Source organism: Agromyces sp. NPDC055520 (genome assembly GCF_053619715.1).
Genome location: NZ_JBSHJY010000007.1, coordinates 61,374 through 84,972, shown reverse-complemented (window position 1 = coordinate 84,972; position 23,599 = coordinate 61,374). Strand labels below are relative to the sequence as shown.

Here is a 23,599-nt window from a genome sequence, read left to right as displayed (position 1 = left end):
AGTCTACGGGCACGGCCTATTGTGGAGGTGAACCCGGAGATCCGGGGCGGGAAGCGGGGCACCAGGAGTGAATCAGCCGGCCGGTTTCGAGGGCGGAAGGCTGCTCATCGTCGCATTCGAGGGATGGAACGACGCCGGCGAGGCGGCGACCGGGGCGGGCAAACTGCTCGTCGAGCGCCTCGGCCTCGTCGAGATCGCCGCGGTCGACCCCGAACTCTACTTCGACTACCAGTTCACGAGGCCGACGATCGTGATCGGCGACGACGGCACGCGGCGAATCGAGTGGCCCGGCGCGGCGATCATGGGGCCAGGCGGTCTGCCCCCGAGCGACGATGACGACGACCGGGTCACCGGACCGGGCGCCGACACGCTGCACGTGCTGATCGGCGCCGAGCCCGCCCGCAGCTGGAAGGGATTCGCCGCCGAACTCATCGACGCCGCCCTCACCGCCGACATCGAGGGCATCGTGCTGCTCGGCGCCATGCTCGCCGATGCGCCGCACACACGGCCGCTGTCGGTCTTCGCATCGAGCGAGAACCCCGAGGTGCGCTCGGCCCTCGGCGTCGAGCGATCGACCTATGAGGGCCCCGTCGGCATTCTCAGCGTCATCGCCGACCAGGCCGAACGCGTCGGGATCCCCACGGTCTCGCTCTGGGCCTCCGTGCCGCACTACGTGCACAACGCCCCCTCTCCCAAGGCGGTGCTCGCGTTGCTCGGCAAGGTCGAAGAGCTCACCGGGCTCTCGATCCCCCGCGGCAGTCTCGAAGTCGATGCGAAGGCGTGGGAGGCCGGGGTCGACGCCCTCGCCGCCGAAGACGACGAGATGGCCGGCTACATCACGCAGCTCGAGCAGGCGCGCGACGCGGTCGACGCCCCCGAGGCGAGCGGCGAGGCCATCGCGCAGGAGTTCGAGCGCTACCTGCGCCGGCGCGGCGAAGAGCCCGGCGGCCGGGCCGACGGGCGCGGCGAGGGGCCGCGCTGAGCGACGAGGTGCAGGCTAGGCGCTGAGCACGCCCGTGCCGAGCAGCACGAAGATCGTCGTGCCGAGCAGCACCCGGTAGATCACGAACGGCAGGAAGCTGCGCTTCGAGATGTAGCTCATGAAGAACGCGATCACGAGCAGCGCGACGACGAAGGCGACGAGCGTCGCCGCTGCCGTCTCGATCGGGCCGTACACGCTGGGCTCGTCGAGGCTCTTCACGAGCTGGAAGAACCCGCTGCCGAAGACGGCCGGAATCGCGAGCAGGAAGGCGTAGCGCGCTGCCGCCGCCCGCTCGTAGCCGAGGAAGAGCCCCATCGTGATCGTGCCGCCCGAGCGGGAGACGCCCGGGATCAGCGCGAGCGATTGCGCGAGGCCGAAGAAGATGCCGTGCGGCACCGTGAGGTCCTCGAGCTTGCGGCGCTTGGCACCCGCCCAGTCGGCCAGACCGAGGATCAGGCCGAAGACGATGAGCATCGTCGCGACGATCCAGAGCGAGCGCAGGCTCGTCTCGATCTGGTCTTGGAACACGAGACCGAGCACGACGATCGGCACCGAGCCGATGATGATGAGCCAGCCCATGCGCGCGTCGGGATCGTTGCGCGGCACCCGCCCGGTGAACGACCCGAACCAGTGCGAGACGATGCGCACGATGTCACGCCAGAAGAACACCACGACCGCGGCCTCGGTGCCGAGCTGCGTGATCGCGGTGAACGCGGCCCCGGGGTCTTGAGCGCCGGGCAGGAACTCCCCCAGGATGCGCAGGTGAGCGCTCGAGGAGATCGGCAGGAACTCGGTGAGGCCCTGGACGAGGCCGAGGATGAGCGCTTCGATCACGTGGTGCATCCGCCTTCCGCCTCCGCGGATGCAGGAGGACTGAGTTCGGTCAGTAGTCGAGGAGGAGGTCGCGCAGGACCTGCCTGCCGAAGACTGACTCGTTCGGTCAGTAGTCGAGGAGGAGGTCGCGCAGGACCTGCCTACCGAAGACTAATGCGTCGAGCGGCACCCGCTCGTCCACGCCGTGGAACATCGCCGGGAAGTCCAAGCCTTCTGGCAGCTTCAGCGGAGCGAAACCGTACCCCGCGATGCCGAGCCGGCTGAGCGCCTTGTTGTCGGTGCCGCCCGAGAGCAGGTACGGGAAGACGGGGGCGCCGGGATCGTGCACCCCGAGCGTGTGCTTCACGGCGTCGACGAGGGCACCGGATGTCGCGGCCTCGAGCCCGACGTCGCGGTGCACGATCTCCACCTCGACCTCGTCGCCGACGAGCGCGCGCACCTCGGCGAGCACCGCCTCCTCCTCGCCGGGCAGGGTGCGGATGTCGACGAGCGCCTCGGCCCGATCGGGGATGACGTTGTGCTTGTAGCCGGCCGTGAGGAGGGTCGGGTTCGTCGTCGTGCGGAGGGTCGCCGTGATGAACCCCGATGCCGAGCCCGTGGCGAGTGCGAGCTCGTCGGGCGAGACCTGCTCGGGGTCGACGCCGAGCACGCCCGCGATCTCGCCGAGCAGTTCGCGGGTGGTGTCGGTGAGTCGAACCGGCCACTCGGTGCGGCCGAGCGTCGCGATCGCCTCGGCGAGCTTCGTGATGGCGTTGTCGCGGATGAGCCGCGACCCGTGGGCGGCGGTGCCATTTGCGACGAGACGCACCCAGAGCAGCGACTTCTCGCCCGTCTGCAGCAGGTAGGCGCGGCGGCCGCCGACCGTGATCGAGTACCCGCCGACCTCGCTGATCGCCTCGGTGGCGCCGTCGAAGAGCTCAGGGTGGTGGTCGACGAGCCAGCCGGAGCCCGCGCCTCCCCCGGCCTCCTCGTCGGCGAAGAAGGCCACGACGAGGTCACGCGCCGGCTGCGAGCCCGATCCGATGATGTCGCCGAGGGCGGTCAGCATCATCGCGTCCATGTCTTTCATGTCGACCGCGCCGCGACCCCACAGCATGCCGTCGCGCACTTCACCCGCGAAGGGGTCGACGCTCCAGTTGCGGGCGTCGGCGGGCACGACGTCGAGGTGCCCGTGCACGACCAGGGCAGGCTTCGACGAATCACGGCCGGGCACGCGTGCCACGACGCTCGTGCGTCGCGGCTCGGGCTCGAAGAGCTGCGGCGCGAGCCCGAGTGCGGTCAAGCGCGCCTCGACGTACTCGGCGGCCTCTCGCTCGCCATTGGCCTTGCCCTCGCCGTAGTTCGAGGTGTCGAAGCGGATCAGCTCTCGTGCGACGATCGCCGTCTCGTCGAGCTCTGCTTCGGATGGGAGATCGGAGGGAGACGAGGCCATGCCCTTCACGGTAGCCGGGGCATCCGTCATTGGCCACCGTGGTCGAAGGCGCCTCTGAAACCGTGCTAATGTCTTCTCTCGGGCCACCGAGTGATCGGAACGGCCTGACACGAGCGCGGGTGGCGGAAATGGCAGACGCGCTAGCTTGAGGTGCTAGTGCCCTAACGGGCGTGGGGGTTCAAGTCCCCCCTCGCGCACGCTTGTGTCGAGAAGGCCGGATCAGTTTTCTGATCCGGCCTTTTCGCATTTCCGGATGCTGTCGTCAGGGTCGTACGAACGTCTTTTCACGATTTCGTCGCACTCATCCGATGTCTGTCGCGAGGTCGTCAGATGTTCTGGACGGACGGCACGGTCGACTTGCCGTTCTCGAACATTTGTTCGAAACTGTCGAATGTGACCATGACCGCTCCCCTCACCCCGGCCGATGCGCTCTCGCGCGTCGACGAGTTGCAGGCGCGCATTCGAGGCATGCAGGCGACCCGGCTCGACTCCAAGACGGTGCCGACGCATCCGGCGTTCGAGCAGGTGCTGCCGGGCGGCAGCCTCCGCGAGGGCACGGTGGTCTCGGTCGAGGGGTCGATGACCCTGCTCATGGCACTGCTCGCGGGCCCCTCGGCGAGCGGGCGCTGGGTCGCCGTCGCCGGCATGCCCGAGTTCGGTGTCGAGGCGGCCTCGCGGTTCGGCATCGATCTCGAACGCCTCGCGCTCGTGCCCGACCCCGGGCGGCAGTGGCTCACCGTGGTCGCGGCGCTCGCCGACGTCATCCCCGTGGTCGCGGTGCGCCCGGTCGGCCGGGTCGCCCCAGCCGAGGCTTCACGGCTGACCGCCCGGCTCAGGCAGCGCGGCACCGTGCTGCTCGTCGCCGGACAGTGGCCGGGCAGCGACGCGAGCCTCGGCGTCGAGGCGAGCCGGTGGCACGGGCTCGAGCTCGGGCACGGGCACCTCAGCGACCGTGATGTCGTCGTCACCGCCGGCGGTCGTGGAGAGTTCGGGCGCCGCGGTCGTTCTCGTCTTCAACTGCCGGGGCGGTCGCTCGAGTTCCGGGTCGCGACCGACGAGCCGATGCCGTCGGCCAGGCCGGTACCGCTGGGCGAGCCGGTGCCCTTGGGCGAACCCGTGCGCCTCGACGAGTACGTTCGGCGGGCCGTCTGATGGCGCTCGACCTCGTGCACGTCGCCCTCACCCGCACGATCGTGCTCTGGTGCCCCGACTGGCCCGTCTTCGCAGCGTGCCGCGAGCACGGGCTCGACCCGGGCGCTCCCGTCGCGCTCACCGCGGGCGGCCAGATCTTCGCCTGCTCGGCAGCTGCGCGCCGCGACGGCGTGGTGCGGGGGCTGAAGCTCCGCGAGGCGCAGTACCGCTCCCCCGCGCTCACGCTGCTCGACTACGACGCCTCGCTCGACGTGCGCGTCTTCGAACCCGTCGTGCGGCGAGTCGAAGAGACGGTGCCGGGGGTGCAGCTCGTGCGCCCCGGCACGCTCGCCATGCGAGCCCGCGGGCCGGCGCGGTACTACGGCGGTGAGGATGCCGCGGCGCGGGCGCTGCTCGACACCGTCGACGCGCTCGGGGTGGTCGACGCGCGGGTCGGGGTCGCCGACGGGCCCTTCGCGGCCGAACAGGCGGCCCGGGCTGTCGGCGGTGCGGGCGACGGCGGCCCCGGTGCCGGGGGCGGTGAGGGCAGAGCGGTCGAGCGTTCTGTGGGCATCGTCGCGCCCGGGGCATCCGCCGCCTTCATCGCACCGCTGCCGGTGGGCCTCGTCGTCGACGCCCGCATCGGCACCCTGCTGAACCGGCTGGGAGTGCGCACGCTCGGCGAGTTCGCGGCCCTGCCCGAGGCCGACGTGCGCCGCCGGTTCGGTGCGGCGGGTGCCTTCGCCCACGACCGTGCAGCCGGCCGCGAGCAGTCGCGGGTGCTCGCCCGCACGCCGCCGCCCGAGTTCGAGGTCGCGCAGGAGTTCGAGCCGCCGCTCGACCGCATCGACCAGCTCGCCTTCGTCTTCCGGGTGCGCGCAGACGAGTTCATCGAGCGCATGCGGGCGAAACGGCTCGTGTGCACCGGCATCCGTGTCGAGATCGACGACGAGGCCGGCGGGCACTCCAGCCGCAGCTGGCTGCATCCGCGCTGGTTCACCCCCGCCGACGTCGTCGACCGTGTGCGCTGGCAACTGCAGGGCACCGGCACCGCCGACAGTGCGCTCACCTCGCCGATCGTGCGCCTGCGGGTCGTGCCCGAACGCATCGACTCGACCGGCAACCACGAAGAGGGGCTCTGGGGCGATGCGCCCGACGAGCGCGTGCATCACGGACTCACTCGCGTGCAGAGCATGCTCGGCCACGACGCGGTCGTCACGGCCGCGATCGGCGGGGGCCGCATGCTCGCCGACCGGCAGGTGCTCGTGCCGTGGGGCGATCGGGCGCCCGAACGCGCCGGTGCAGGTGCGGGGGCAGGTGCGGGGACGCCGTGGCCCGGCAGTCTGCCCGCACTGGCGCCGGCGAGCGTGTTCCGTGAACGGCTGCCGATCGGGCTGCTCGACGCCGGGGGCGCCGTCGTCGAGATCGACGCCCGCGGGGCGATCTCGGCCAAGCCCGAACGTTTCGCGTTCGCGGGCGCCGAAGCCGCCCCCGTGCGGGCCTGGGCCGGCCCCTGGCCGGTCGTCGAACGCTGGTGGGACGCCGAGCACGCGAGGCGCGTGCACCGCTTTCAGATCGTCGACAACGACGGGTGCGCATGGCTGCTCGTGCGCGACGACGAAGGGTGGTGGGCCGAGGCGAGATACGACTGAGCCGGCGACGGCGTGAAACGAACGAATGAACACATCGACGGGGGCGACTTTGGGGTGGAACAATCCGGGCATTCCGTGGTCGGAGCTCGAACGCAAGCTCTCCGACGCACGCCGTCCAGGCGCGCCGGCCGGGCCGTCGGGCGAGTCGGGCACGCCGAAGACCATCGGCGACGGCGGAGACTCCCCCGCGTGGAGCCGCAAGCGCCACCCCTATCGCCCGTCGGAAGGACTCGCAGCCCCGACCGGGCCGATCGTGCCCTACGCCGAGCTGCACGCGCACTCCAACTTCAGCTTCCTCGACGGCGCCTCCTCGCCCGAGCAGCTCGTCGAGGAGGCGCAGCGCCTCGGGCTCACGGGCCTGGCCGTCACCGACCACGACGGCTTCTACGGCATCGTGCACTTCGCCGAGGCGGCCGAGAGCTTTCCCGAGCTGCAGACGGTCTTCGGCGCCGAGCTCTCGCTCGGGCTGCAGGGGCCCCAGAACGGCGTCGCCGACCCCGAGGGCGAACACCTGCTCGTGCTCGCCCGGCGCGAGGCGGGCTACCACCGCCTGGCCGGGGCGATCACCGCCGGTCAGCTCGCGGGCGGCGAGAAGGGGCGGCCGGTGTACTCCCTCGACGAGCTCGCCGAGCAGGCGGGCGGCGAGTGGGTGGTGCCGACCGGGTGCCGCAAGGGCGCCGTGCGCCGTGCGCTCGCCGAGGGCGGTGCGGATGCCGCGTGGCGCGAACTCGACCGCCTGATCGCGCTCTTCGGCCGCGACAACGTCGTCGTCGAGCTCTTCGACCATGGGCACCCGCTCGACCAGCAGGCGAACGACGCCCTCGCCGGACTCGCCGAGCGGGCGGGCCTGCCCCTGCTCGCGACGAACGCCGTGCACTACGCGACACCGCCCGAGCACCGCCTCGCGGCCGCCCTCGCCGCGGTGCGGGCCCGGCGCAGCCTCGACGAGCTCGACGGGTGGCTGCCGGCCTCCGACCAGCTGCACCTGCGCAGCGGCGCCGAGATGGCCGCGCGGTTCGCCCGCTACCCCGGTGCCGTCGCGCGCTCGGTGACGCTCGCCGACGACCTCGCCTTCACGCTGCGCAGCGCCCGCCCGAAGCTGCCGAAGCAAGAGGTGCCGGTGGGGCACACGCCGATGAGCTGGCTGCGGGTGCTCGTCTGGCAGGGCGCCGAAGAGCTCTACCCCGGCGTGCCGCCGCATGTGCGCGAGCGGCTCGAACGCGAGCTCGACGTCATCGAGTCGAAAGACTTCTCGGGCTATTTCCTGATCGTGCACGACATCGTGGCCGAGGCGCGGCGCCGCGGCATCCTGTGTCAGGGTCGTGGATCTGCGGCGAATTCGGCAGTCTGCTACGCACTGCGCATCACCGCGGTCGACTCGATCGGCTACCGGCTGCCCTTCGAGCGGTTTCTCTCGGCACTGCGCGACGAAGAGCCCGACATCGACGTCGACTTCGACTCCGACCGGCGAGAAGAGATCATCCAGTACGTCTACGCGAAGTACGGGCGGCAGAACGCTGCGCAGGTCGCGAACGTCATCAGCTACCGGCCGAAGGTCGCGGTGCGCGACATGGCGAAGGCACTCGGCTACTCGACGGGCCAGCAGGACGCGTGGTCGCGACAGGTCGAGCGCTGGGGCGCCGTCGTCGAGACCGACGACCACGACATCCCCGACGCCGTCGTCGAACTCGCCGGACAGGTGCTCACCTTTCCGCGGCACCTCGGCATCCACTCGGGCGGCATGGTGCTCACCGACCGACCCGTCGGCGAGGTCGTGCCGATCGAGCACGCCCGCAAAGAGAATCGCACCGTGGTGCAGTGGGACAAAGACGACTGCGCGTGGATGGGGCTCGTCAAGTTCGACCTGCTCGGCCTCGGCATGCTCGCCGCGCTGCAGTACACCTTCGACCTCGTGCGCGAGTCGACGGGCGAGGTGTGGGAGCTCTCGAGCCTGCCGAAAGAAGAGGCGGCGGTCTACGACATGCTCTGCCGCGCCGATTCGATCGGCGTGTTCCAGGTCGAGAGCCGGGCGCAGATGGGCACGCTCCCCCGCTTGAAGCCCCGGAACTTCTACGACCTCGTCGTCGAGATCGCGCTCATCAGGCCGGGCCCGGTGCAGGGCGGCGCGGTGCACCCCTACATCCGCCGGCGCACCGGCGAAGAGGCCGTCAGCTACCTGCACCCGAAGCTCGAACCCGTGCTCGAACGCACGCTGGGCGTGCCGCTCTTCCAGGAGCAGCTCATGCAGATGGCGGTCGCGGTCGGCAACTGCAGCGCCGCCGACGCCGACCTGCTGCGACGGGCCATGGGCTCCAAGCGCGGGGTCGAGAAGATCGAGCGGCTGAGGGCGAAGCTCTACGCCGGCATGGCCGAGAACGGCATCGAGGGCGACGTCGCAGACTCGATCTACGAGAAGATCGAGGCCTTCGCGAACTTCGGCTTCGCCGAGAGCCACGCCTTGAGCTTCGGGCTGCTCGTCTACGCGAGCTCGTGGCTGAAGCTGCACTACCCTGCCGCGTTCCTCGCGGCGTTGCTGCGCGCCCAGCCCATGGGCTTCTACTCGCCGCAGACGCTCACCGCCGACGCGCGCCGCCACGGGGTGGAGGTGCTGCGTCCCGACATCCTGCGGTCGGGGGTGCACGCGGGGCTCGAGGCCGGCGAACCGCTCGCTGAGCCTGTCGAAGCGGGTTCCCTTCGACCGACTCGGGGCACGCGGCATCCAACCGGCCTCGATGCATGTGTCGAGCCCGCGCAACCCCCGATCGGCCCCTTCGACCGCAGCGCGCCCGATCGCGGCGCCGAGCATCGCCGCGACGGCGCGTTCGCGGTGCGGCTGGGCCTCGCCGACGTCTCCTCGATCGGCCAGGCCGTCGCCGAACGCCTCGTCGCCGAGCGCGCGGCCCGCGGTCCGTACCGAGACATGGCGGATGTCTCGCGCCGAGGTGCGCTCGACGCGACGCAACTCGAGGCGCTCGCCGCAGCCGGCGCGTTCGACCGCTTCGGGCTCGAGCGGCGCGAGGCGCTCTGGATGGCGGGCGAAGCGGCCCTCGACCGCGAGGAGTACCTCGCGGGTTCGGTCGTCGTCGTGCAGCCGCCGCTGCTGCCGATGCTGAGCCCGGCCGAGCAGGTCGTCTACGACCTCTGGGCCACGGGCATCTCGCCCGACGACCACCCCATCAGGCATGTGCGCGAACGACTCGACGAACGCGGGGTCGTGCGCATCGACCTGTTGGCGCAGGCGGAGCCCGGGCGGCGCATCGAGGTGGGCGGGGTCGTCACGCACCGGCAGCGGCCCGCGACGGCGAGCGGCATCACCTTCATCAACCTCGAAGACGAGTCGGGCACGCTGAACGTCATCGCGGGCGTCGGAGTGTGGCAGCGTTATCGTCGCATCGCCCGCGAGGCGCCGGCTATGATCGTGCGCGGCATGCTCGAACGCTCGCGTGAAGGGGTCACCAATCTCGTCGCCGATCGGTTCGAGCCCCTCGTCGTGACGGCGCCGCATCGATCGCGCGACTTCCGTTGACCCCACGGCTCGACCGTGCAGGAATACCCTGAGGTCGTGGCCAGACGCGATCCACGGCATTCGACGCGAGGCGACGGCAGATGACCAGTCGACCGACACGGAACCGCCTGTTCTCGCGCGCGTTCATCGCGTTGGGGATCGCGGAGCTCTGCTACTTCGCCGCTGCAGGCATCGCGATCTTCGCGCTTCCGCTCTACGTCACCGGCCCGATCGGCGGCGACGAGGCGTGGGCGGGGTTGGCCTTCGGCGCATTCGCCCTGACGGCCCTCATCCTGCGGCCGCTCGCCGGACGGCTCGCGGACAACGTCGGGCGACTCCCGTTGCTCGTGGGCGGCGCGTTGATCGCCGCGACGAGCCTCGGGCTGATCGCCCTGGCCGACGACCTCGTCACGGTCATCGCCCTGCGGCTGCTCGCCGGTGTCGCCGAGGCTGCGTTCTTCGTGGCGGGGTTCGCCGCGCTCGCCGACCTCGCGCCCAAGGAGCGCCTCGGCGAGGCACTGTCGTACAACTCGCTCGGACTCTACCTCGGCATCGCGCTCGGACCGCCGCTCGGGCAGGCACTCGTCTCGCTCGGCGGCTACCCGTTCGCCTGGGCAGGCGGCGCAGCACTCGCGGCGCTCGCGGCCGGTCTCTCGTTCCTCGTGGGCGAGACCAGGGAGGGCGCTGCGCCCGCAGAACCCGACCGTCGGCTGATCCACCGTCCGGCTCTGCCGATCGCACTCGGCTTCCTCGCCTCGCTCATCGCGATGGGCGGGTTTCTGGCTTTCGCCTCACTCCACGCCGTGCAGGTGGGGCTCGAGAACCCGAGCCTCGCGCTGTTCAGCTACGGCGGCGTCGTCGTGGTGTGCCGCATCGCCTTCGCGCGGGTTCCCGATCGGCTGCCGCCGCTCGCGCTCGGAGCCGCGGCGCTCGTCACGATCGGTCTCGGTCTCGTGCTCGTCGCCTCATGGCCGTCGCCCGCAGGACTCGTCGTCGGCGCAGGCGTCGTAGCGGTGGGGGTCGCATTCAGTACGCCGGCCTTCTTCGCCGCGATCTTCGCAACGGCGTCGCCGTCGCAGCGCGGCGTGGCATCGGGCACCGCGAGTGCGGCGATCGATCTGGGCCTCGGGATCGGACCGATCGCGCTGGGCCTCGTCGCCGACGCGGTCGGCATCCCGTGGGCGTTCGGCGTCGGAGCGGTCGTCGCCGTCGCCGGGGCGATCTGGACGTTCACTCTCCGGCGTCGCGGAGCCGAGTCTGCTCGGGTCGTTGCGTCCTGACGAGGTCGCCGACTCGCTCGAGAGGTCGGCCACATCCTTCGAAAGGCCGACCGCTTCTCGACAGGCCGACCGCGGCCCGGTTCGCAGTGACGCCGTGTGTCGACGCCGGGCTCGCCCCGCGGCATCCGCTAGCCTCGATCGGTGCCTGCAACGCCCCCTGGATCCTTCTCCGATGACCCTCACGACCGATACGGCGCCGATGTGCTCGCCGGCGACTGGAAGGCGCGCGGGCGAAAGGTGATTCCGACGGTCGAGGCCGAGCGCGACCTCGTCGTCGAACTCGCAGACAACGGCTTCTGCGGTGCCGTGATCGGCATCGAGAAGAACATCGTCGTGCTCGAAGACCGCTTCGGTGCGAAGCGCATGTTCCCGCTCGGGCACGGCTTCCTCGTCGACGGCGCGGCGGTGCAGCTCGTCGCGCCGAAGCCGAAGGCGCCGACCGGGCGATTGCGCACAGCCTCGGGGTCGTTCGCCGTGGAGTCAGCGCCCGCACGCGTTGCTCTGCCGAGCCGCATCTTCGTCGAGGGACGCCACGACGCCGAACTCGTCGAGAAGGTCTGGGGCGCCGACCTGCGCATCGAGGGCGTCGTCGTCGAGTACCTCGAGGGCGTCGACGTGCTGGCCGACGTGCTGGCCGAGTTCCGCCCGGGGCCGGGGCGCAAGGCCGGGGTGCTCGTCGACCACCTCGTGCCCGGCTCGAAGGAGCAGCGCATCGCCGACGCCGTCATGCGCGGCCCGCACGGGGCGAACGTGCTCGTTGTCGGACATCCGTTCATCGATATCTGGCAGGGCGTGAAGCCGGCTCGCCTCGGCAAGGAGGCGTGGCCTGTCATTCCGCGGGGCATCGAGTGGAAACGCGGCGTGTGCGACGCGTTCGGCTGGCCGCACGACGAGCAGGCCGATATCGCCCGGGCGTGGCAGCACATCCTCGGGCGGGTGCGCGGCTACGGCGACCTCGAGCCCGCTCTGCTCGGCCGGGTCGAGGAGCTCATCGACTTCGTGACGGCGCCCGCCGGCTGACGCCGCCGCCACCGCGACGCCGGCTCCTAGCCGATCGTGGTGCCGAAGGCGAGGCCGAGCAGGTAGGTCACCGCCGCAGCGCCGAGGCCGATGCCGAGTTGGCGGACCGCGCGCTTCAGCGGTGACGCGCCCGAGAGCAGGCCGACGATCGCGCCGGTCGCGAGCAGTGCGATGCCCACGAGCACCGTCGCCGTCAGGATCGCCGGAAGGCCCGTCAGGCCGAACAGGTACGGCAGCACGGGGATCAGCGCGCCCGACGCGAAGAAGCAGAAGCTCGAAATCGCAGCCGAGAGGCCGGTGCCGACCGCCTCGTCGTCGTGCTCGACGACATTGAGCGCATCGGTCGGCGCCTGCACCTGCTCGGCGGCGTGCACGCGTGCGACGACGAGGGCGGCGTGTTCGACGGCGTCCTGCTCGTCCATGCCGCGCGCCCGGTAGACGAGCGCGAGCTCGTTGGCGTCGATGTCGAGGTCGGGCAACGCCTCGCGTGCCGACGGGTCGGGGGCGGATGCCTCGAGCAGTTCGCGCTGCGATCGCACCGAGACGTACTCCCCCGCGCCCATCGAGAGCGCGCCGGCGAGCAGACCCGCGATGCCGGTGAAGAGCACGACGGCCGCGGGCACACCGGTCGCGCCGATGCCGAGTACGAGGGCGAGGTTCGAGACGAGTCCGTCGTTGGCGCCGAAGACCGCGGCCCGAAAGGTGCCGGCGAGGCGGCGGCGACCGCGCGAGGCGAGCCCGCGCACGACCTCGCCGTGGATGCGCTCGTCGGCCGCCATGGCCGCGGTGGCGTCGGGGTCGCTCGCGTACGGGGAGCGGGCCTCGGCGCGCTGCGCGAGGGCGAGCACGAAGATCGAACCGAATCGGCGTGCGAGCGCACCGAGCAGCCGCGTGCGTACGTCGGCGCGGGGCACCCCGCTGTCGTCGCCATCGAGGAGGGCGAGCCAGTGGGCCTCGTGGCGCCCCTCGGCTACGGCGAGGGCGAGCAGAATGTCGCGCTCCTCGCCGTCGCGCCGTGCCGCGAGCTCGCGGTAGACCGCGGCCTCGGCCCGTTCGTCGGCGAGGTAGCGCCGCCACCTCGCACGGTCGGCGGCGGTGCTCGCCGGCTGGTCGTCGGTCATCGTGCTCCCGTTCATCGCGGGCGCCCGGATCGCCGCGGCCCGAGCCTCCCGCGCCATCGCATGCGGCCGCTCACGCAGCCTCAGACACGCTATCGGGAGCTGTGGCCCGAGCGGCCCGGTTCTGCGGGATTGGCAGCTTTTCGGAGCGCCGAACCGTCAGCCGACGAGTTTGTTCCAACCGTCGCCGTCGACGTGCTCGAAGATGAGGTTCGTCTCGGTGTGGGCGACCGCGGGGTGGCCCGTGAGATAGGCGAGCACGAACTCCCGCAGCTCTTCGGCGTCGCGCGCCGCGACGTGGATCAGGTAGTCTTCGGCGCCGGCCATGTGGAAGACGCCGAGAACGCCAGGCAGGTGCGGCACCGCCTGCCGGAACGCGTCGATCTCGCTGCGGTCGTGCTTGACGAGTCGGATCGCGATGAGCGCCTGCAGTGAGACGCCGAGCGAGGCGAGGTCGACGTCGACCCGGTAGCCCTTCACCGTGCCGAGGGTCTGCAAGCGGCGCAGACGGAGCGACACGGTGGACTCGGCCACCCCGACCTCGGCGGCGAGGGCCGCGCCCGAGGCGCGAGCGTTGGTCGAGAGTGCCTGCAGCAGCGCCCGGTCGACGCGATCGAGTTCGGGCTTCTGCGCCACGGCGGGCTCCTCAGGGGTCGATACTGCAGAACATTCGAGATTTAGAGCGTATCGCATCGAAGCTTCACGGTCGTTTGCCGAATGTCACAGATTCTGCTTGATTCGAGGCATGCAGACATCGTCGTCGCACCTCGAGACCCGCGCCGTCCACGGCGGCATGGCGGGCGTTCGAGAGAGCGGATCCCATGTGCCCGTCATCGACTTCTCCACCACGAACCCGCTCGGCGACGTCGAGACCGGCGGCGCCTCCTACGAGGAGCTCGCGACCGGTCACGACCTCGGCGACGGCCGCTCGGCGGTGTACCAGCGGCTCTGGCAGCCCGGGGTCGCACGATTCGAGGAGTCGCTCGCAGGCCTCGAGGGCACCGAAGGCGCCGTCGCGTTCGCGAGCGGCATGGCGGCGCTCGCCGCGACGCTCATCGCCACGGCATCCGCGGGCAAGCCCCATGTCGTCGCGGTGCGCCCGCTCTACGGTGGCACCGACCACGTGCTCGCGAGCGGTCTGCTCGGCACCGAGGTGACCTGGACGGACGCCGCGGGCATCGCCGGCGCCATCAGACCCGAGACGGGGCTCGTCGTCATCGAGACGCCCGCGAATCCCACGCTCGAGCTGCTCGACATCAGAGCGGTGGCGGATGCCGCGGGTGACGTGCCCGTGCTCGTCGACAACACCTTCGCGACTCCCGTACTGCAGCGCCCGGTCGAACACGGTGCGACCCTCGTGCTGCACAGCGCCACGAAGTACCTCGGCGGACACGGCGACGTGATGGGCGGCGTCGTCGCCGCCGACCGCGCCTGGGTCGAACGGCTGCGCCAGGTTCGCGCGCTCACGGGCGGGCTGCTGCACCCCATGGCCGCGTACCTGCTGCACCGCGGCCTGCGCACGCTGCCGCTGCGCGTGCGGGCGCAACAGGCGACCGCGGCGGTGCTCGCCGAGCGCCTGCTCGAGCACCCGGCCGTGGCGGCCGTGCACTATCCCGGGCTGCCCGGGCAGGATCCGTCGGGGCTGCTCGGTCGTCAGCTCGAGGGGCCGGGCTCGATCATCGCGATCGACCTCGTCGGCGGATACGCTGCCGCTGCGCGGTTCACGGAGTCGTGCGAACTCATCACCCACGCCGTCTCGCTCGGCGGGGTCGACTCGCTCGTGCAGCACCCGGCGTCGCTGACCCACCGGCCAGTGGCCGGCGAAGCGAAGCCGGGTGCCGGCATCGTGCGCCTCGCGATCGGGCTCGAGCACGTCGACGATCTCACGAGCGACCTGATGCAGGCGCTCGATGCGGCCGCCGAACTGGGCGGTCTCGACCGCACCGACGCGAACGCATCGATTCCGGTCGACGCCGGCTGAGGGGGCGGCGGGGCCGAGCGCAGGGCGGCGGGGCCGAAACACGCGATCCTGCACCGGCGACCTCCTTCGCCGTGACACGCCTGGAGATCGAGGCCGGATCGGTCGCTCCCCCGCACTTGCATCGTGCTCGCCGGGGCGCGTAGAACGGGAGCATGGTCGACGACAATTGGCACCACGGCGACGCCGAGTTCCGTGCGGGCGATGCCGGGCACCTGCCGATGGCGGATGCCTCGGTCGATGCCGTCGTCTCGGGCCTCGTGCTCAATTTCGTGCCCGACGCCGCCGCGGCCCTCGACGAGATGGTGCGGGTCACCGCGCCCGGCGGAGTCGTCGCCGCGTACGTCTGGGACTACGGCGGGCGCATGCAGGTGATCCGCGAGTTCTGGCAGGCCGAGTCCGAGATCACACCGGATGCCGGTGGCCTCGACGAGTCCGTGCGGTTTCCGCTCTGCCGGCCCGAGCGACTCGCCGAGCTCTTCTCGCTGGCCACGGGCGGTGCGGCCGAAACCCTGGCCATCGATTCTCAGGCGGAATTCGTCGACTTCGACGACTACTGGCTGCCGGTCCTCGGCGGGCAGGGGTCGGCTCCGTCATACCTCGCGACCCTCGACGAGACGCACCGGTCGGCACTGCGCGAGCGACTTCGCGAACGGCTGCCGGTGCGGCGCGACGGCTCGATCGTGCTGTCGACCCGGGCCTGGGCTGTTCGGGCGCGCATCGCCTGACGCGCCGATCGCGCCCGATGAGCGCCGCACCGCCGCCTTCAGTCGCGCGCGGGCTCGCGTGACGATGCCGTCGCTGCGGCGTGCACCGGGTTTCTGATGCCGATCCACGAGACGAGCCCGCCGACGAGGAGGAAGACGGACGTCGCGATCGCGGCGCGGCGAAGCCCGTCGATGTCGAGCTGGGCACCCACGATGACCCCGAGCGAGGCGATCGCGACGAGCCCCGCGATGCGCGCAACCGCGTTGTTGACGGCCGAACCGATGCCCGCCCTGGCGGGGTCGACCGCCCCGAGGATCGCGGCGGTCAGCGGCGCCACCGTCATCGCCATGCCGAGCCCCATCACGATGATGCCGGGCAGCAGCTGCGCCCAGTAGTTCACATCGTCGGTCACGGTCAGCACGAGCAAGTACCCGATCGCGACCGTGATCGGGCCGAACGTCATGAAGATGCGCGGGCCGAAGCGCGACGAGAGGCCGCCGAACCACGAGCCGAGCAGCACCAGCATGATCGTCGGCGGCAGCATCGCGAGCCCGGCGAGCGTCGCCGAGAACCCGGCGAACTCCTGCAGGAAGATCGTGATCGCGAACGGCCCGAGCGAGAACGCGGCGTAGATGAAGAAGGTGGCGAGGTTGCCGGCGGCGAAGTTGCGTGCGCTGAAGAGGCTGAGCGGAAGCATCGGCTGGGGCGTCCGGCGCTCCCACCAGAGGAACACCGCGAGTGCCGCGACGCCGACGAGGAGCGGCACGAAGACCACGGGCGAACTCCAGCCGTATCGCCCCTGTTCGATGAGCGCGAAGACCGTGCCACCGAGGCCGACGATACCGAGCACCGCACCGACCCAATCGATGCGCTCCCTCGCCGGGCTCGGTTCGTCGCGGCCGAGGGCGTGCATGAATACGAGGGCGAACGCGATCGGGGCGAGATTGATCCAGAACACGAGGCGCCACGAGGCGAGGTCGACGAGTGCGCCGCCGAGGAGCGGGCCGACGAGGAACGCCGCCGTCGTCCACGCCGTCCATCGACCGATCGCCTTGCCCTGCGCCGCCGAGGGGAACGTGGCGATGATGAGGGCGAGCGAGCTCGGCACGAGGAGGGCCCCCGCCGCACCCTGCAGCGCACGGCCGATGACGAAGACGAGGCCGTCGGGCGCGAGCGCGCAGATCGCCGAGGTGACGGCGAAGCCGTAGAGCCCGATGCGGATGATGCGGAGCCGACCGTACGAGTCGGAGAGCGAGCCTGCGATCAGGATGAGCGAGCCGAGCGTCAGCAGGTAGGCGTCGACCGCCCACTGCTGCAGGGCGAGTCCGCCGCCGAGCTCCGCCTCGATCGCGGGCAGCGCGACATTGATGACCGCACCGTCGAGAAATGCGATGAACGACACGACGATGGCGACGACGAGCACCCGCGATCGACGGTCCATACCGGTCATGCTAGCCCCGCTCGGGATGTCGCGAGCCGAGGCATCCACTCAGCGTCTCCCCGCCCGTCAGCGGTTGGCGAGCCGTCTGCGCAGGAATTCGATGCGCGCCTGCAATTGCGTCACCGTGGCCTGCGCGACCGGCGGCCCGCCGCAGACGCGGCGCAGCTCGCCGTGCACGAGCGAGTGCGCCTCGCCGGTGTGCCGCGCCCACAGGCCCACGAGGCTGTTGAGCAGCGAGCGCTGCTCTTTCAGGGTGCGGAAGAGGGCGACCGGCTCGGGGTTCTCGTCGGCGACGACGTGCTTGCGCCGCTCCCCCGCACGTCTGGCCTGACGGGCCTGACGATGCCGAAGCAGCTCTGAGACCTGCTCGGGCTCGAGAATGCCGGGGATGCCGATGAAGTCGAACTCTTCATCGCTGCCGGGTTCGGCGAGGGTGCCGAACTCGGTGCCGTCGTAGAGCACGCGGTCGAACGAGGCATCCGACCCGATCGCCTCCCAGGTGCCGAGCCCCAGCTCTGCATCTGAGGCGCGCTCTTCACGATTGGCCGACTCGAGCAGGCTGTCGTCGAGTCCGTCATCGTCGGCGTCGCCCCCGCGGCGGTCGAGGGCGTGGTCGCGCTCGAGTTCGAGCTGCGCGGCGAGGGCCATGAGCCCGGGCACGTTCGGCAGGAACACCGAGGCCGTCTCGCCGCGCCGACGGGCTCGCACGAAGCGGCCGATCGCCTGGGCGAAGAAGAGCGGAGTCGAGGCGCTCGTGGCGTAGACGCCGACCGCGAGCCGCGGCACGTCGACGCCCTCGGAGACCATTCGCACCGCGACCATCCACCGTGTCGTGTTCGCCGAGAACTCCTCGATGCGCGAGCTCGCCTCTTTCTCGTCGGACAGCACGATGGTGACCTTCTCGCCGCTGATCTGCTCGAGGATCTGCGCGTAGGCGCGGGCGACGGTCTGGTCGGTCGCGATCACGAGCCCGCCGGCGTCGGGGATGCCGTGCCTAACCTCGGTCAGGCGCCGGTCGGCGGCGGCGAGCACCGCGGGGATCCACTCGCCGCTCGGCTCGAGCGCCGTGCGCCACGCCGAGGAGGTGATGTCTTTCGTGTTGTCTTCGCCGAGCCGCGCCTCCATCTCGTCGCCGGCCTTCGTGCGCCAGCGCATGTGGCCCGCGTAGACCATGAAGAGCACCGGACGCACGACGCCGTCGGCGAGGGCGCGGCCGTAGCCGTAGTTGTAGTCGGACCTCGAGAGGCGCACGCCTTGGGCGTCGGGCACGTAGTCGACGAACGGAATGGGGGCCGTGTCGGAGCGGAACGGGGTGCCGGTCAACGAGAGCCGCTTCTCGGCGCGTTCGAACGCCTCGCGGATCGCGTCGCCCCACGAGAGCGCGTCGCCGCCGTGGTGCACCTCGTCGAGGATGACGAGGGTCTTGCCCGACATCGTCACCTCGCGGTGAAGGCCGGGCCGCATGGCGACCTGGGCGTAGGTGACGGCGACCCCGTGGTAGTGGCGGGAGCTGCGGCCGTGGGCGTTGCGGAAGTCGGGGTCGAGCCGGATGCCGGCGCGGGCGGCGGCATCGGCCCACTGCCGTTTCAAGTGGTCGGTCGGGGCGACGACCGTGATGCGGTCGATGATGCGCCGCGCCCGCAACTCGGCCGCGAGACGCAGGGCGAACGTCGTCTTGCCGGCGCCCGGCGTCGCTGCGGCGAGGAAGTCGCGCGGCAGTTCGGCGAGGTACTGCTCGAGGGCCTCGGCCTGCCAGGCGCGCAGTTTCGAGGCGGTGCCCCACGCGGCGCGCTCGGGGAAGGAAGGTGAGAGATGCTCGGCGGCAGACGTGCCCGGTTGGGGGCCGAACGGGATCGCAGTACTCACTGGATCAGAGCGTAGCGGAGGGGTCCGACATCCCCGAACCGACGACCCGGCGGAGTTGGCATGATGGAGGGATGGTCTCGCAGCAGCATCCCTGGTCGCGCTACGTCGCCCTCGGCGACTCGTTCACCGAAGGCATCGGCGACCCCGAACCGAACGCGCCCGGCGGCCACCGCGGTTGGGCCGACCGCGTCGCCGAGGTGCTCGCGCAGGGCACCGACGACTTCGCGTACGCCAATCTCGCCGTGCGCGGCAAGCTCATCCAGCAGATCGTCGACGAGCAGATCGAGCCGGCGCTTGCGCTGCGCCCCGATCTCATCACGATCTCCGCCGGCGGCAACGACGTGATCCGCCCGCGCACCGACCCCGACGAGATCGCGGCGCGTTTCGAGTATGCGATCGAGCGGCTCTCGCGCGATCACGCGACGATCGTCATCTTCACGGGCGTCGACGTCGGCTTCTCCCCCGTGTTCCGCGGCATCCGCGGCAAGGTCGCGATCTACAACGAGAACCTGCGCACGATCGCCGCGAAATACGACTGCATCGTCGCCGACCAGTGGGCGCTCACCGCGATTCAAGACCAGCGCATGTGGGCGCCCGACCGGCTGCACCTGAACTCGCTCGGCCACCACACGGTCGCGCGCATGGTGCTCGACGCCCTGAACGTCGAGAATGCCCTCGAACCGCTGCGCCCTGAGCCGCTGCCGTCGAGCACGTGGCGTCAGGCGCGGGTCGACGACCTGTCGTGGGCGCGCGAATACCTCGTTCCGTGGGTGGTGCGGCGGATCCGTCACCAGTCGTCGGGCGATCTGATCAGTGCGAAGCGACCGGATGCCGCGCCGTACGCGTCACCCGAAGACGCCGGGTAGACCCGGGGCGGGTACCGAACCGGGCTGACGCTGCGTGGCCCGTGCTGAGCGGTCGGTGCGTTCAGCCGAGCGCGCCCGGGTTCGACAGGCGCCACCACGCGCCGGGGTCTTCGATCGAGGCGTCGAGCACGAGCGGCACGCTGATCTCGTGCGAGCCCGCGCGCACGACCGCGGTGCCGACCTGCTCGCCGCGCTCGGCGAGCGTCACGGGCTCGGCCTGCACCTCGACGTCGACGGGCGTGTCGCTCCAGACGACGAGTGCGGCGCCGTCGGCGGTGCGCGCCCGTGCGGTCTCGCCCCACGGCGTCGAGTACTCGGCGAGCACCTGGTTGGCCTCGAGCGGCACCACCTCGTGGAAGCCGGGCGCGACGGAGTCGAGCAGCGCCGCGATCGCCTCGTCGAGCACGGCGTGGGTGTCGCCGCCGAGCAGCACGCCGACGACCGTCACGGTCGACGCGCCCACGGCGTAGTCGGCGGTGAAGAGCAGGTTCGCCGCATCGTCGGTCGTGCCGGTCTTCATGCCGTCGACGCCGTGCGTGCCGAGCAGCTTGTTCGAGTTCTCGAGGGTGCCGAGCTCGGGGATCTCGACGCTCTTCGACGCGGCGATCGCCGCGACCGTGGGGTCGCGGAGCGCGATCTCACCGAGCAGCACCATGTCGGAGGCGGTGCCGACGTTGTCGTCGGAGATGCCGCTCGAGTCGACGACGTGCGTGTTCACGAGCCCGTTGGCGGCGAGCCAGGCGTTCGCCTTCTCGACGAGTGCGCCCTCGGAGCCGTACGCCCAATTCGCGATCGAGATGCCGTAGTTGTTGCCCGACGGGATCAGCAGCGCCTCGAGGCTCTCTTTCAGGCTCAGCGTCGCGCCGGCCTCGACGGGGGCGACCGAGCCGTTCTGGGCGACCATGTCCCAGTAGATGTCGACATCGGCATCGGTGTAGGCGATGTCGGGGCCGGCCTCGCCGGCCGGGATGGGGTGGTCGGCGAGCACTGTCATCGCAGTGATGACCTTCGTGATGCTCGCCATCGCCATCGGGGCCGCCTCGTTGCCGGCGGCCATGAGCCCGTCGAACCCGACTGCGCCGACGGCGTAGCTCCCGAATCCGGGCAGCGCGAGCGGTTGCGGCGCCGCGGCGACCGGCTCGGGGTCGGTGACGTGCGGAGCCGCCGCGGGCACGGCCGCGCCGAGCGCGTCGGCCGTGTAGACGCCGCCGACTGTGATGAGCGCGATGACGACCGCGAGCGCGCTGAAGACGACGATGCGTCGGCGTCGGTAGACGCTCGCCCTCGCGGCCTTCGCGGCTGCAGCTGCTTCCTCGGCCGCAGCAGCGGCATCGGCCTCGACCGTCACCGCGGTCACGACGCCGCCCCGTCGTCGAGTGCGACCGCGTAGAGCACGACCGCGGCCGCAGCCGCGACGTTGAGCGAGTCGACGCCGTGCCGCATGGGGATCGTGACGACGGCGTCGGCGGCGTCGAGCGCGACCCGGCTGAGCCCGTCGCCCTCGGCGCCGAACACGAGCGCGAGGCGTTCGGGTGCGTCGGCGGCCAGGTCGGGCAGCGAGACGGCGTCGTCGGCGAGGGCGAGCGCGGCGATCGTGAACCCGTGGGCGCGAAGCATCCGTGCCGCCTCAGGCCATTCCGGCAGCCGGGTCCACGGCACCTGGAAGACCGTGCCCATGCTCACACGCACGCTGCGCCGGTAGAGCGGGTCGGCGCAGCGGGGGCTCACGAGTACGGCGTCGGCGCCGAGGGCCGCGACGCTGCGGAAGATGGCCCCGACGTTCGTGTGGTCGACGATGTCTTCGAGCACGACGACGCGGCGCGCTCCTGCGAGCAGCTCGGCGGGGTCGGCGAGCACGGGCCGCTCGAATGCCGCGAGGGCGCCGCGGTGCACGCGATACCCGGTGATCGCCTCGAGCTGGTCGGGGTCGGCGAGGTGCACGGGGATGTCGAAGGGTGCGAGCACCGGCTCGAGCCCCGCGAGCCACTTCTCCTCCATGAGCACCGAGCGGGGGCGGTGGCCGGCGCCGATCGCACGGCGGATGACCTTGGCCGACTCGGCGATGTAGAGACCCTGTTCGGGCTCGTGGGCGCTGCGCAGCGCGACGTCGGTGAGCCGCGCGTAGTCGGCCACCGCATCGGATGCCGCGTCGCGGACTCGTTCGATGTGCATCAGTCTCCTCACCCTCCAGACTGCCAGTGCCCGAAACATTCCGGAAAACGAACGCGTCTAGACTCGGCAACAACACAGATGGGAGCACGTGTGACCACCGAGCCCCTTGCCGAGACGCACCTGGCCGAGCCGCAGCTCGCCGAGGCCGTCGAACTGCTCCGCGGCGCACGTGTCGCGGTGCTCACGGGGGCGGGGGTCAGCACCGATTCCGGCATCCCCGACTATCGCGGCGAGGGTGCGCCGGTGCGCACGCCGATGACCGTGCAGACCTTCCTCGGTTCGGAACGCGCACGCAAACGGTACTGGGCGGGCAGCCATCTCGGCTGGCGCAACTTCAGCAACGCGGTGCCGAATCGCGGCCACCTCGCTCTCGCCGAGCTCGAGGCGCGCGGCATCGTCAGCGGCGTCGTCACGCAGAACGTCGACGGCCTGCACCGCCGCGCCGGCAGCCGGCACGTCATCGAACTTCACGGCAGCATGGACCGGGTGCTGTGCCTCACGTGCGGCCAGCACTACGCCAGGCAGGCGATGGCCGCTCGGCTCGAGGCGCTGAACCCCGAGATCGATCTCGAGACCGCGATCAGGCCGGCGCCCGACGGCGATGTCGAGGTCGACGACGTCGACGCGATGGTGGTTCCGGCGTGCACCGTGTGCGGCGGCATCCTGAAGCCCGATGTGGTGTTCTTCGGCGAGTTCGTGCCGACCGACCGATTCCAGGCCGCGGCCTCGCTCGTGCGGGCCGCCGACGTGCTGCTCGTGGCCGGCTCGTCGCTCGTCGTGAACTCGGGCATGCGGCTCATCGAGCAGGCGCGACGGTCGCGACTGCCGATCGTCGTCGTCAATCGCGGCGTCACGAAGGGCGATGGCCGCGCCGCGGTCAAGATCGATGCGGGCGCGAGCGAGACGCTCGTCGCGATCGCCGCCGCGCTCGATTCGTGACCGGTCGCCTCGATTGGCGACGGCCACGGTCGCTCTGCGAGAGTTGACGGCATGACGGATGCCGCGACCGACGCCCCTCGCCCCGACTCGGTGCTGATCGCACTCGTGCGACACGGCGAGACCGAGTGGAACCGCCGGAAGCGGATCCAGGGCATGACCGACATCCCCTTGAACGACACCGGGCGCCGGCAGGCCGCGCAGACCGCCGAGCGGCTCGCGGGCGATTCGCCGCGCTGGGGCGCCGTCTACGGATCGACGCTCTCGCGTGCGGCCGAGACCGCGCAGATCATCGCCGGAGCGCTCGAGCTGCCCGAGCCCCCGCTCGTCGCCGGTCTCGCCGAGCGCAGCCACGGCGTGCTCGAGGGTCTCGACCACGCGGGTCGCGCCGCGCTCGAAGCGCAGGCCTCGACCATCGAGGGACTCGAGCCGCGCTCGACCGTGATCGCACGCGCGACCGCCGCGCTCGTCGAGATCGCCGAGACCCACCCTGGCGAGGCGGTCGTCGTCGTCTCGCACGGCGGGGTGATCCACTCGCTCCTGCTGCACCTCAGCGGCTGGACGCTGCCGCGCGCCGGCTCCACGATCGCGAACGGCTCGGTGCACCTCGTGCGTGTCGAAGCCGGCGAACTCCGCCTCGTCGAGCCCGAGGCCCTCACCGGCACCGACGCGTAGCGG

At 71.3% G+C, this 23,599-nt stretch carries 19 protein-coding genes and 1 tRNA gene; 12 read left to right on the top strand and 8 right to left on the bottom strand.

From position 1 onward, the window contains the following. Window positions 1–67 precede the first annotated feature (67 nt). Window positions 68–982, top strand: coding sequence for a PAC2 family protein (locus tag ACWGST_RS05685; RefSeq protein WP_452045680.1), 915 nt, complete (start codon window positions 68–70; stop codon window positions 980–982). A 15-nt stretch (window positions 983–997) separates the two neighbouring features. Here ACWGST_RS05685 and ACWGST_RS05680 read toward each other — a convergent pair whose 3' ends face one another. Together ACWGST_RS05680 and ACWGST_RS05675 are read right to left on the bottom strand one after the other, a co-directional pair. Next, complete coding sequence (locus tag ACWGST_RS05680) at window positions 998–1,825, bottom strand: undecaprenyl-diphosphate phosphatase (RefSeq protein WP_452045679.1); 828 nt, start codon at window positions 1,823–1,825, stop codon at window positions 998–1,000. A gap of 97 nt (window positions 1,826–1,922) precedes the next feature. After that, window positions 1,923–3,248, bottom strand: a complete 1,326-nt coding sequence (locus ACWGST_RS05675; RefSeq protein ID WP_452045678.1) for a M20/M25/M40 family metallo-hydrolase — start codon at window positions 3,246–3,248, stop codon at window positions 1,923–1,925. A gap of 113 nt (window positions 3,249–3,361) precedes the next feature. On the opposite strand from ACWGST_RS05675, the gene ACWGST_RS05670 reads away from it, so the two are divergent. The 6 genes from ACWGST_RS05670 (at window position 3,362) to ACWGST_RS05645 (ending at window position 11,836) form a co-directional block, all read left to right on the top strand. Further along, window positions 3,362–3,445, top strand: a tRNA-Leu gene (locus tag ACWGST_RS05670). 202 nt (window positions 3,446–3,647) lie between these two features. After that, complete coding sequence (locus ACWGST_RS05665) at window positions 3,648–4,400, top strand: hypothetical protein (RefSeq protein WP_452045677.1); 753 nt, start codon at window positions 3,648–3,650, stop codon at window positions 4,398–4,400. After that, on the top strand, window positions 4,400–6,031 hold the full coding sequence (locus ACWGST_RS05660) for a DNA polymerase Y family protein (RefSeq protein WP_452045676.1): 1,632 nt from the start codon (window positions 4,400–4,402) through the stop codon (window positions 6,029–6,031). The genes ACWGST_RS05665 and ACWGST_RS05660 overlap by 1 nt, the downstream gene beginning before the upstream one ends. Before the next feature lie 49 nt (window positions 6,032–6,080). Next, window positions 6,081–9,557: an error-prone DNA polymerase gene (locus ACWGST_RS05655; RefSeq protein WP_452045696.1), complete on the top strand. Its 3,477-nt coding sequence runs from the start codon at window positions 6,081–6,083 to the stop codon at window positions 9,555–9,557. Window positions 9,558–9,637: 80 nt separating this feature from the next. Beyond that, window positions 9,638–10,816, top strand: coding sequence for an MFS transporter (locus ACWGST_RS05650; protein WP_452045675.1), 1,179 nt, complete (start codon window positions 9,638–9,640; stop codon window positions 10,814–10,816). A gap of 141 nt (window positions 10,817–10,957) precedes the next feature. Next, entirely contained in the window at window positions 10,958–11,836 is an 879-nt protein-coding gene (locus tag ACWGST_RS05645) for a DUF3097 domain-containing protein (RefSeq protein WP_452045674.1), read from the top strand. Window positions 11,837–11,862: 26 nt separating this feature from the next. Here ACWGST_RS05645 and ACWGST_RS05640 read toward each other — a convergent pair whose 3' ends face one another. Continuing rightward, entirely contained in the window at window positions 11,863–12,957 is a 1,095-nt protein-coding gene (locus ACWGST_RS05640) for a VIT1/CCC1 transporter family protein (protein WP_452045673.1), read from the bottom strand. A gap of 156 nt (window positions 12,958–13,113) precedes the next feature. After that, window positions 13,114–13,590: an Lrp/AsnC family transcriptional regulator gene (locus ACWGST_RS05635; RefSeq protein ID WP_452045672.1), complete on the bottom strand. Its 477-nt coding sequence runs from the start codon at window positions 13,588–13,590 to the stop codon at window positions 13,114–13,116. Between the two features lie 109 nt (window positions 13,591–13,699). Here ACWGST_RS05635 and ACWGST_RS05630 point away from each other — a divergent pair, with 109 nt between their 5' ends. Together ACWGST_RS05630 and ACWGST_RS05625 are read left to right on the top strand one after the other, a co-directional pair. Further along, a complete protein-coding gene (locus ACWGST_RS05630) occupies window positions 13,700–14,935 on the top strand; it encodes a trans-sulfuration enzyme family protein (protein WP_452045671.1) in 1,236 nt (411 codons plus the stop codon). Window positions 14,936–15,087: 152 nt separating this feature from the next. After that, window positions 15,088–15,660, top strand: a complete 573-nt coding sequence (locus ACWGST_RS05625; RefSeq protein ID WP_452045670.1) for a class I SAM-dependent methyltransferase — start codon at window positions 15,088–15,090, stop codon at window positions 15,658–15,660. A gap of 38 nt (window positions 15,661–15,698) precedes the next feature. Here ACWGST_RS05625 and ACWGST_RS05620 read toward each other — a convergent pair whose 3' ends face one another. Both ACWGST_RS05620 and ACWGST_RS05615 read right to left on the bottom strand, forming a co-directional pair. Next, a complete protein-coding gene (locus ACWGST_RS05620) occupies window positions 15,699–17,081 on the bottom strand; it encodes an MFS transporter (protein ID WP_452045669.1) in 1,383 nt (460 codons plus the stop codon). A gap of 66 nt (window positions 17,082–17,147) precedes the next feature. Next, window positions 17,148–18,947: a DEAD/DEAH box helicase gene (locus ACWGST_RS05615; protein ID WP_452045668.1), complete on the bottom strand. Its 1,800-nt coding sequence runs from the start codon at window positions 18,945–18,947 to the stop codon at window positions 17,148–17,150. A 71-nt stretch (window positions 18,948–19,018) separates the two neighbouring features. Here ACWGST_RS05615 and ACWGST_RS05610 point away from each other — a divergent pair, with 71 nt between their 5' ends. Continuing rightward, window positions 19,019–19,813, top strand: coding sequence for an SGNH/GDSL hydrolase family protein (locus ACWGST_RS05610; protein WP_452045667.1), 795 nt, complete (start codon window positions 19,019–19,021; stop codon window positions 19,811–19,813). A 61-nt stretch (window positions 19,814–19,874) separates the two neighbouring features. Here ACWGST_RS05610 and ACWGST_RS05605 read toward each other — a convergent pair whose 3' ends face one another. Both ACWGST_RS05605 and ACWGST_RS05600 read right to left on the bottom strand, forming a co-directional pair. Then, a complete protein-coding gene (locus ACWGST_RS05605; protein WP_452045666.1) occupies window positions 19,875–21,170 on the bottom strand; it encodes a D-alanyl-D-alanine carboxypeptidase family protein in 1,296 nt (431 codons plus the stop codon). Beyond that, complete coding sequence (locus ACWGST_RS05600; RefSeq protein ID WP_452045665.1) at window positions 21,167–21,985, bottom strand: TrmH family RNA methyltransferase; 819 nt, start codon at window positions 21,983–21,985, stop codon at window positions 21,167–21,169. Before ACWGST_RS05600 ends, ACWGST_RS05605 begins: the two co-directional genes overlap by 4 nt. 78 nt (window positions 21,986–22,063) lie before the next feature. On the opposite strand from ACWGST_RS05600, the gene ACWGST_RS05595 reads away from it, so the two are divergent. Then, the gene (locus ACWGST_RS05595) at window positions 22,064–22,924 is read left to right on the top strand and encodes an NAD-dependent protein deacetylase (RefSeq protein ID WP_452045664.1); all 861 of its coding nucleotides are present in this window, start codon (window positions 22,064–22,066) and stop codon (window positions 22,922–22,924) included. Window positions 22,925–22,975: 51 nt separating this feature from the next. Then, on the top strand, window positions 22,976–23,596 hold the full coding sequence (locus ACWGST_RS05590) for a histidine phosphatase family protein (protein ID WP_452045663.1): 621 nt from the start codon (window positions 22,976–22,978) through the stop codon (window positions 23,594–23,596). Window positions 23,597–23,599 lie beyond the last annotated feature (3 nt).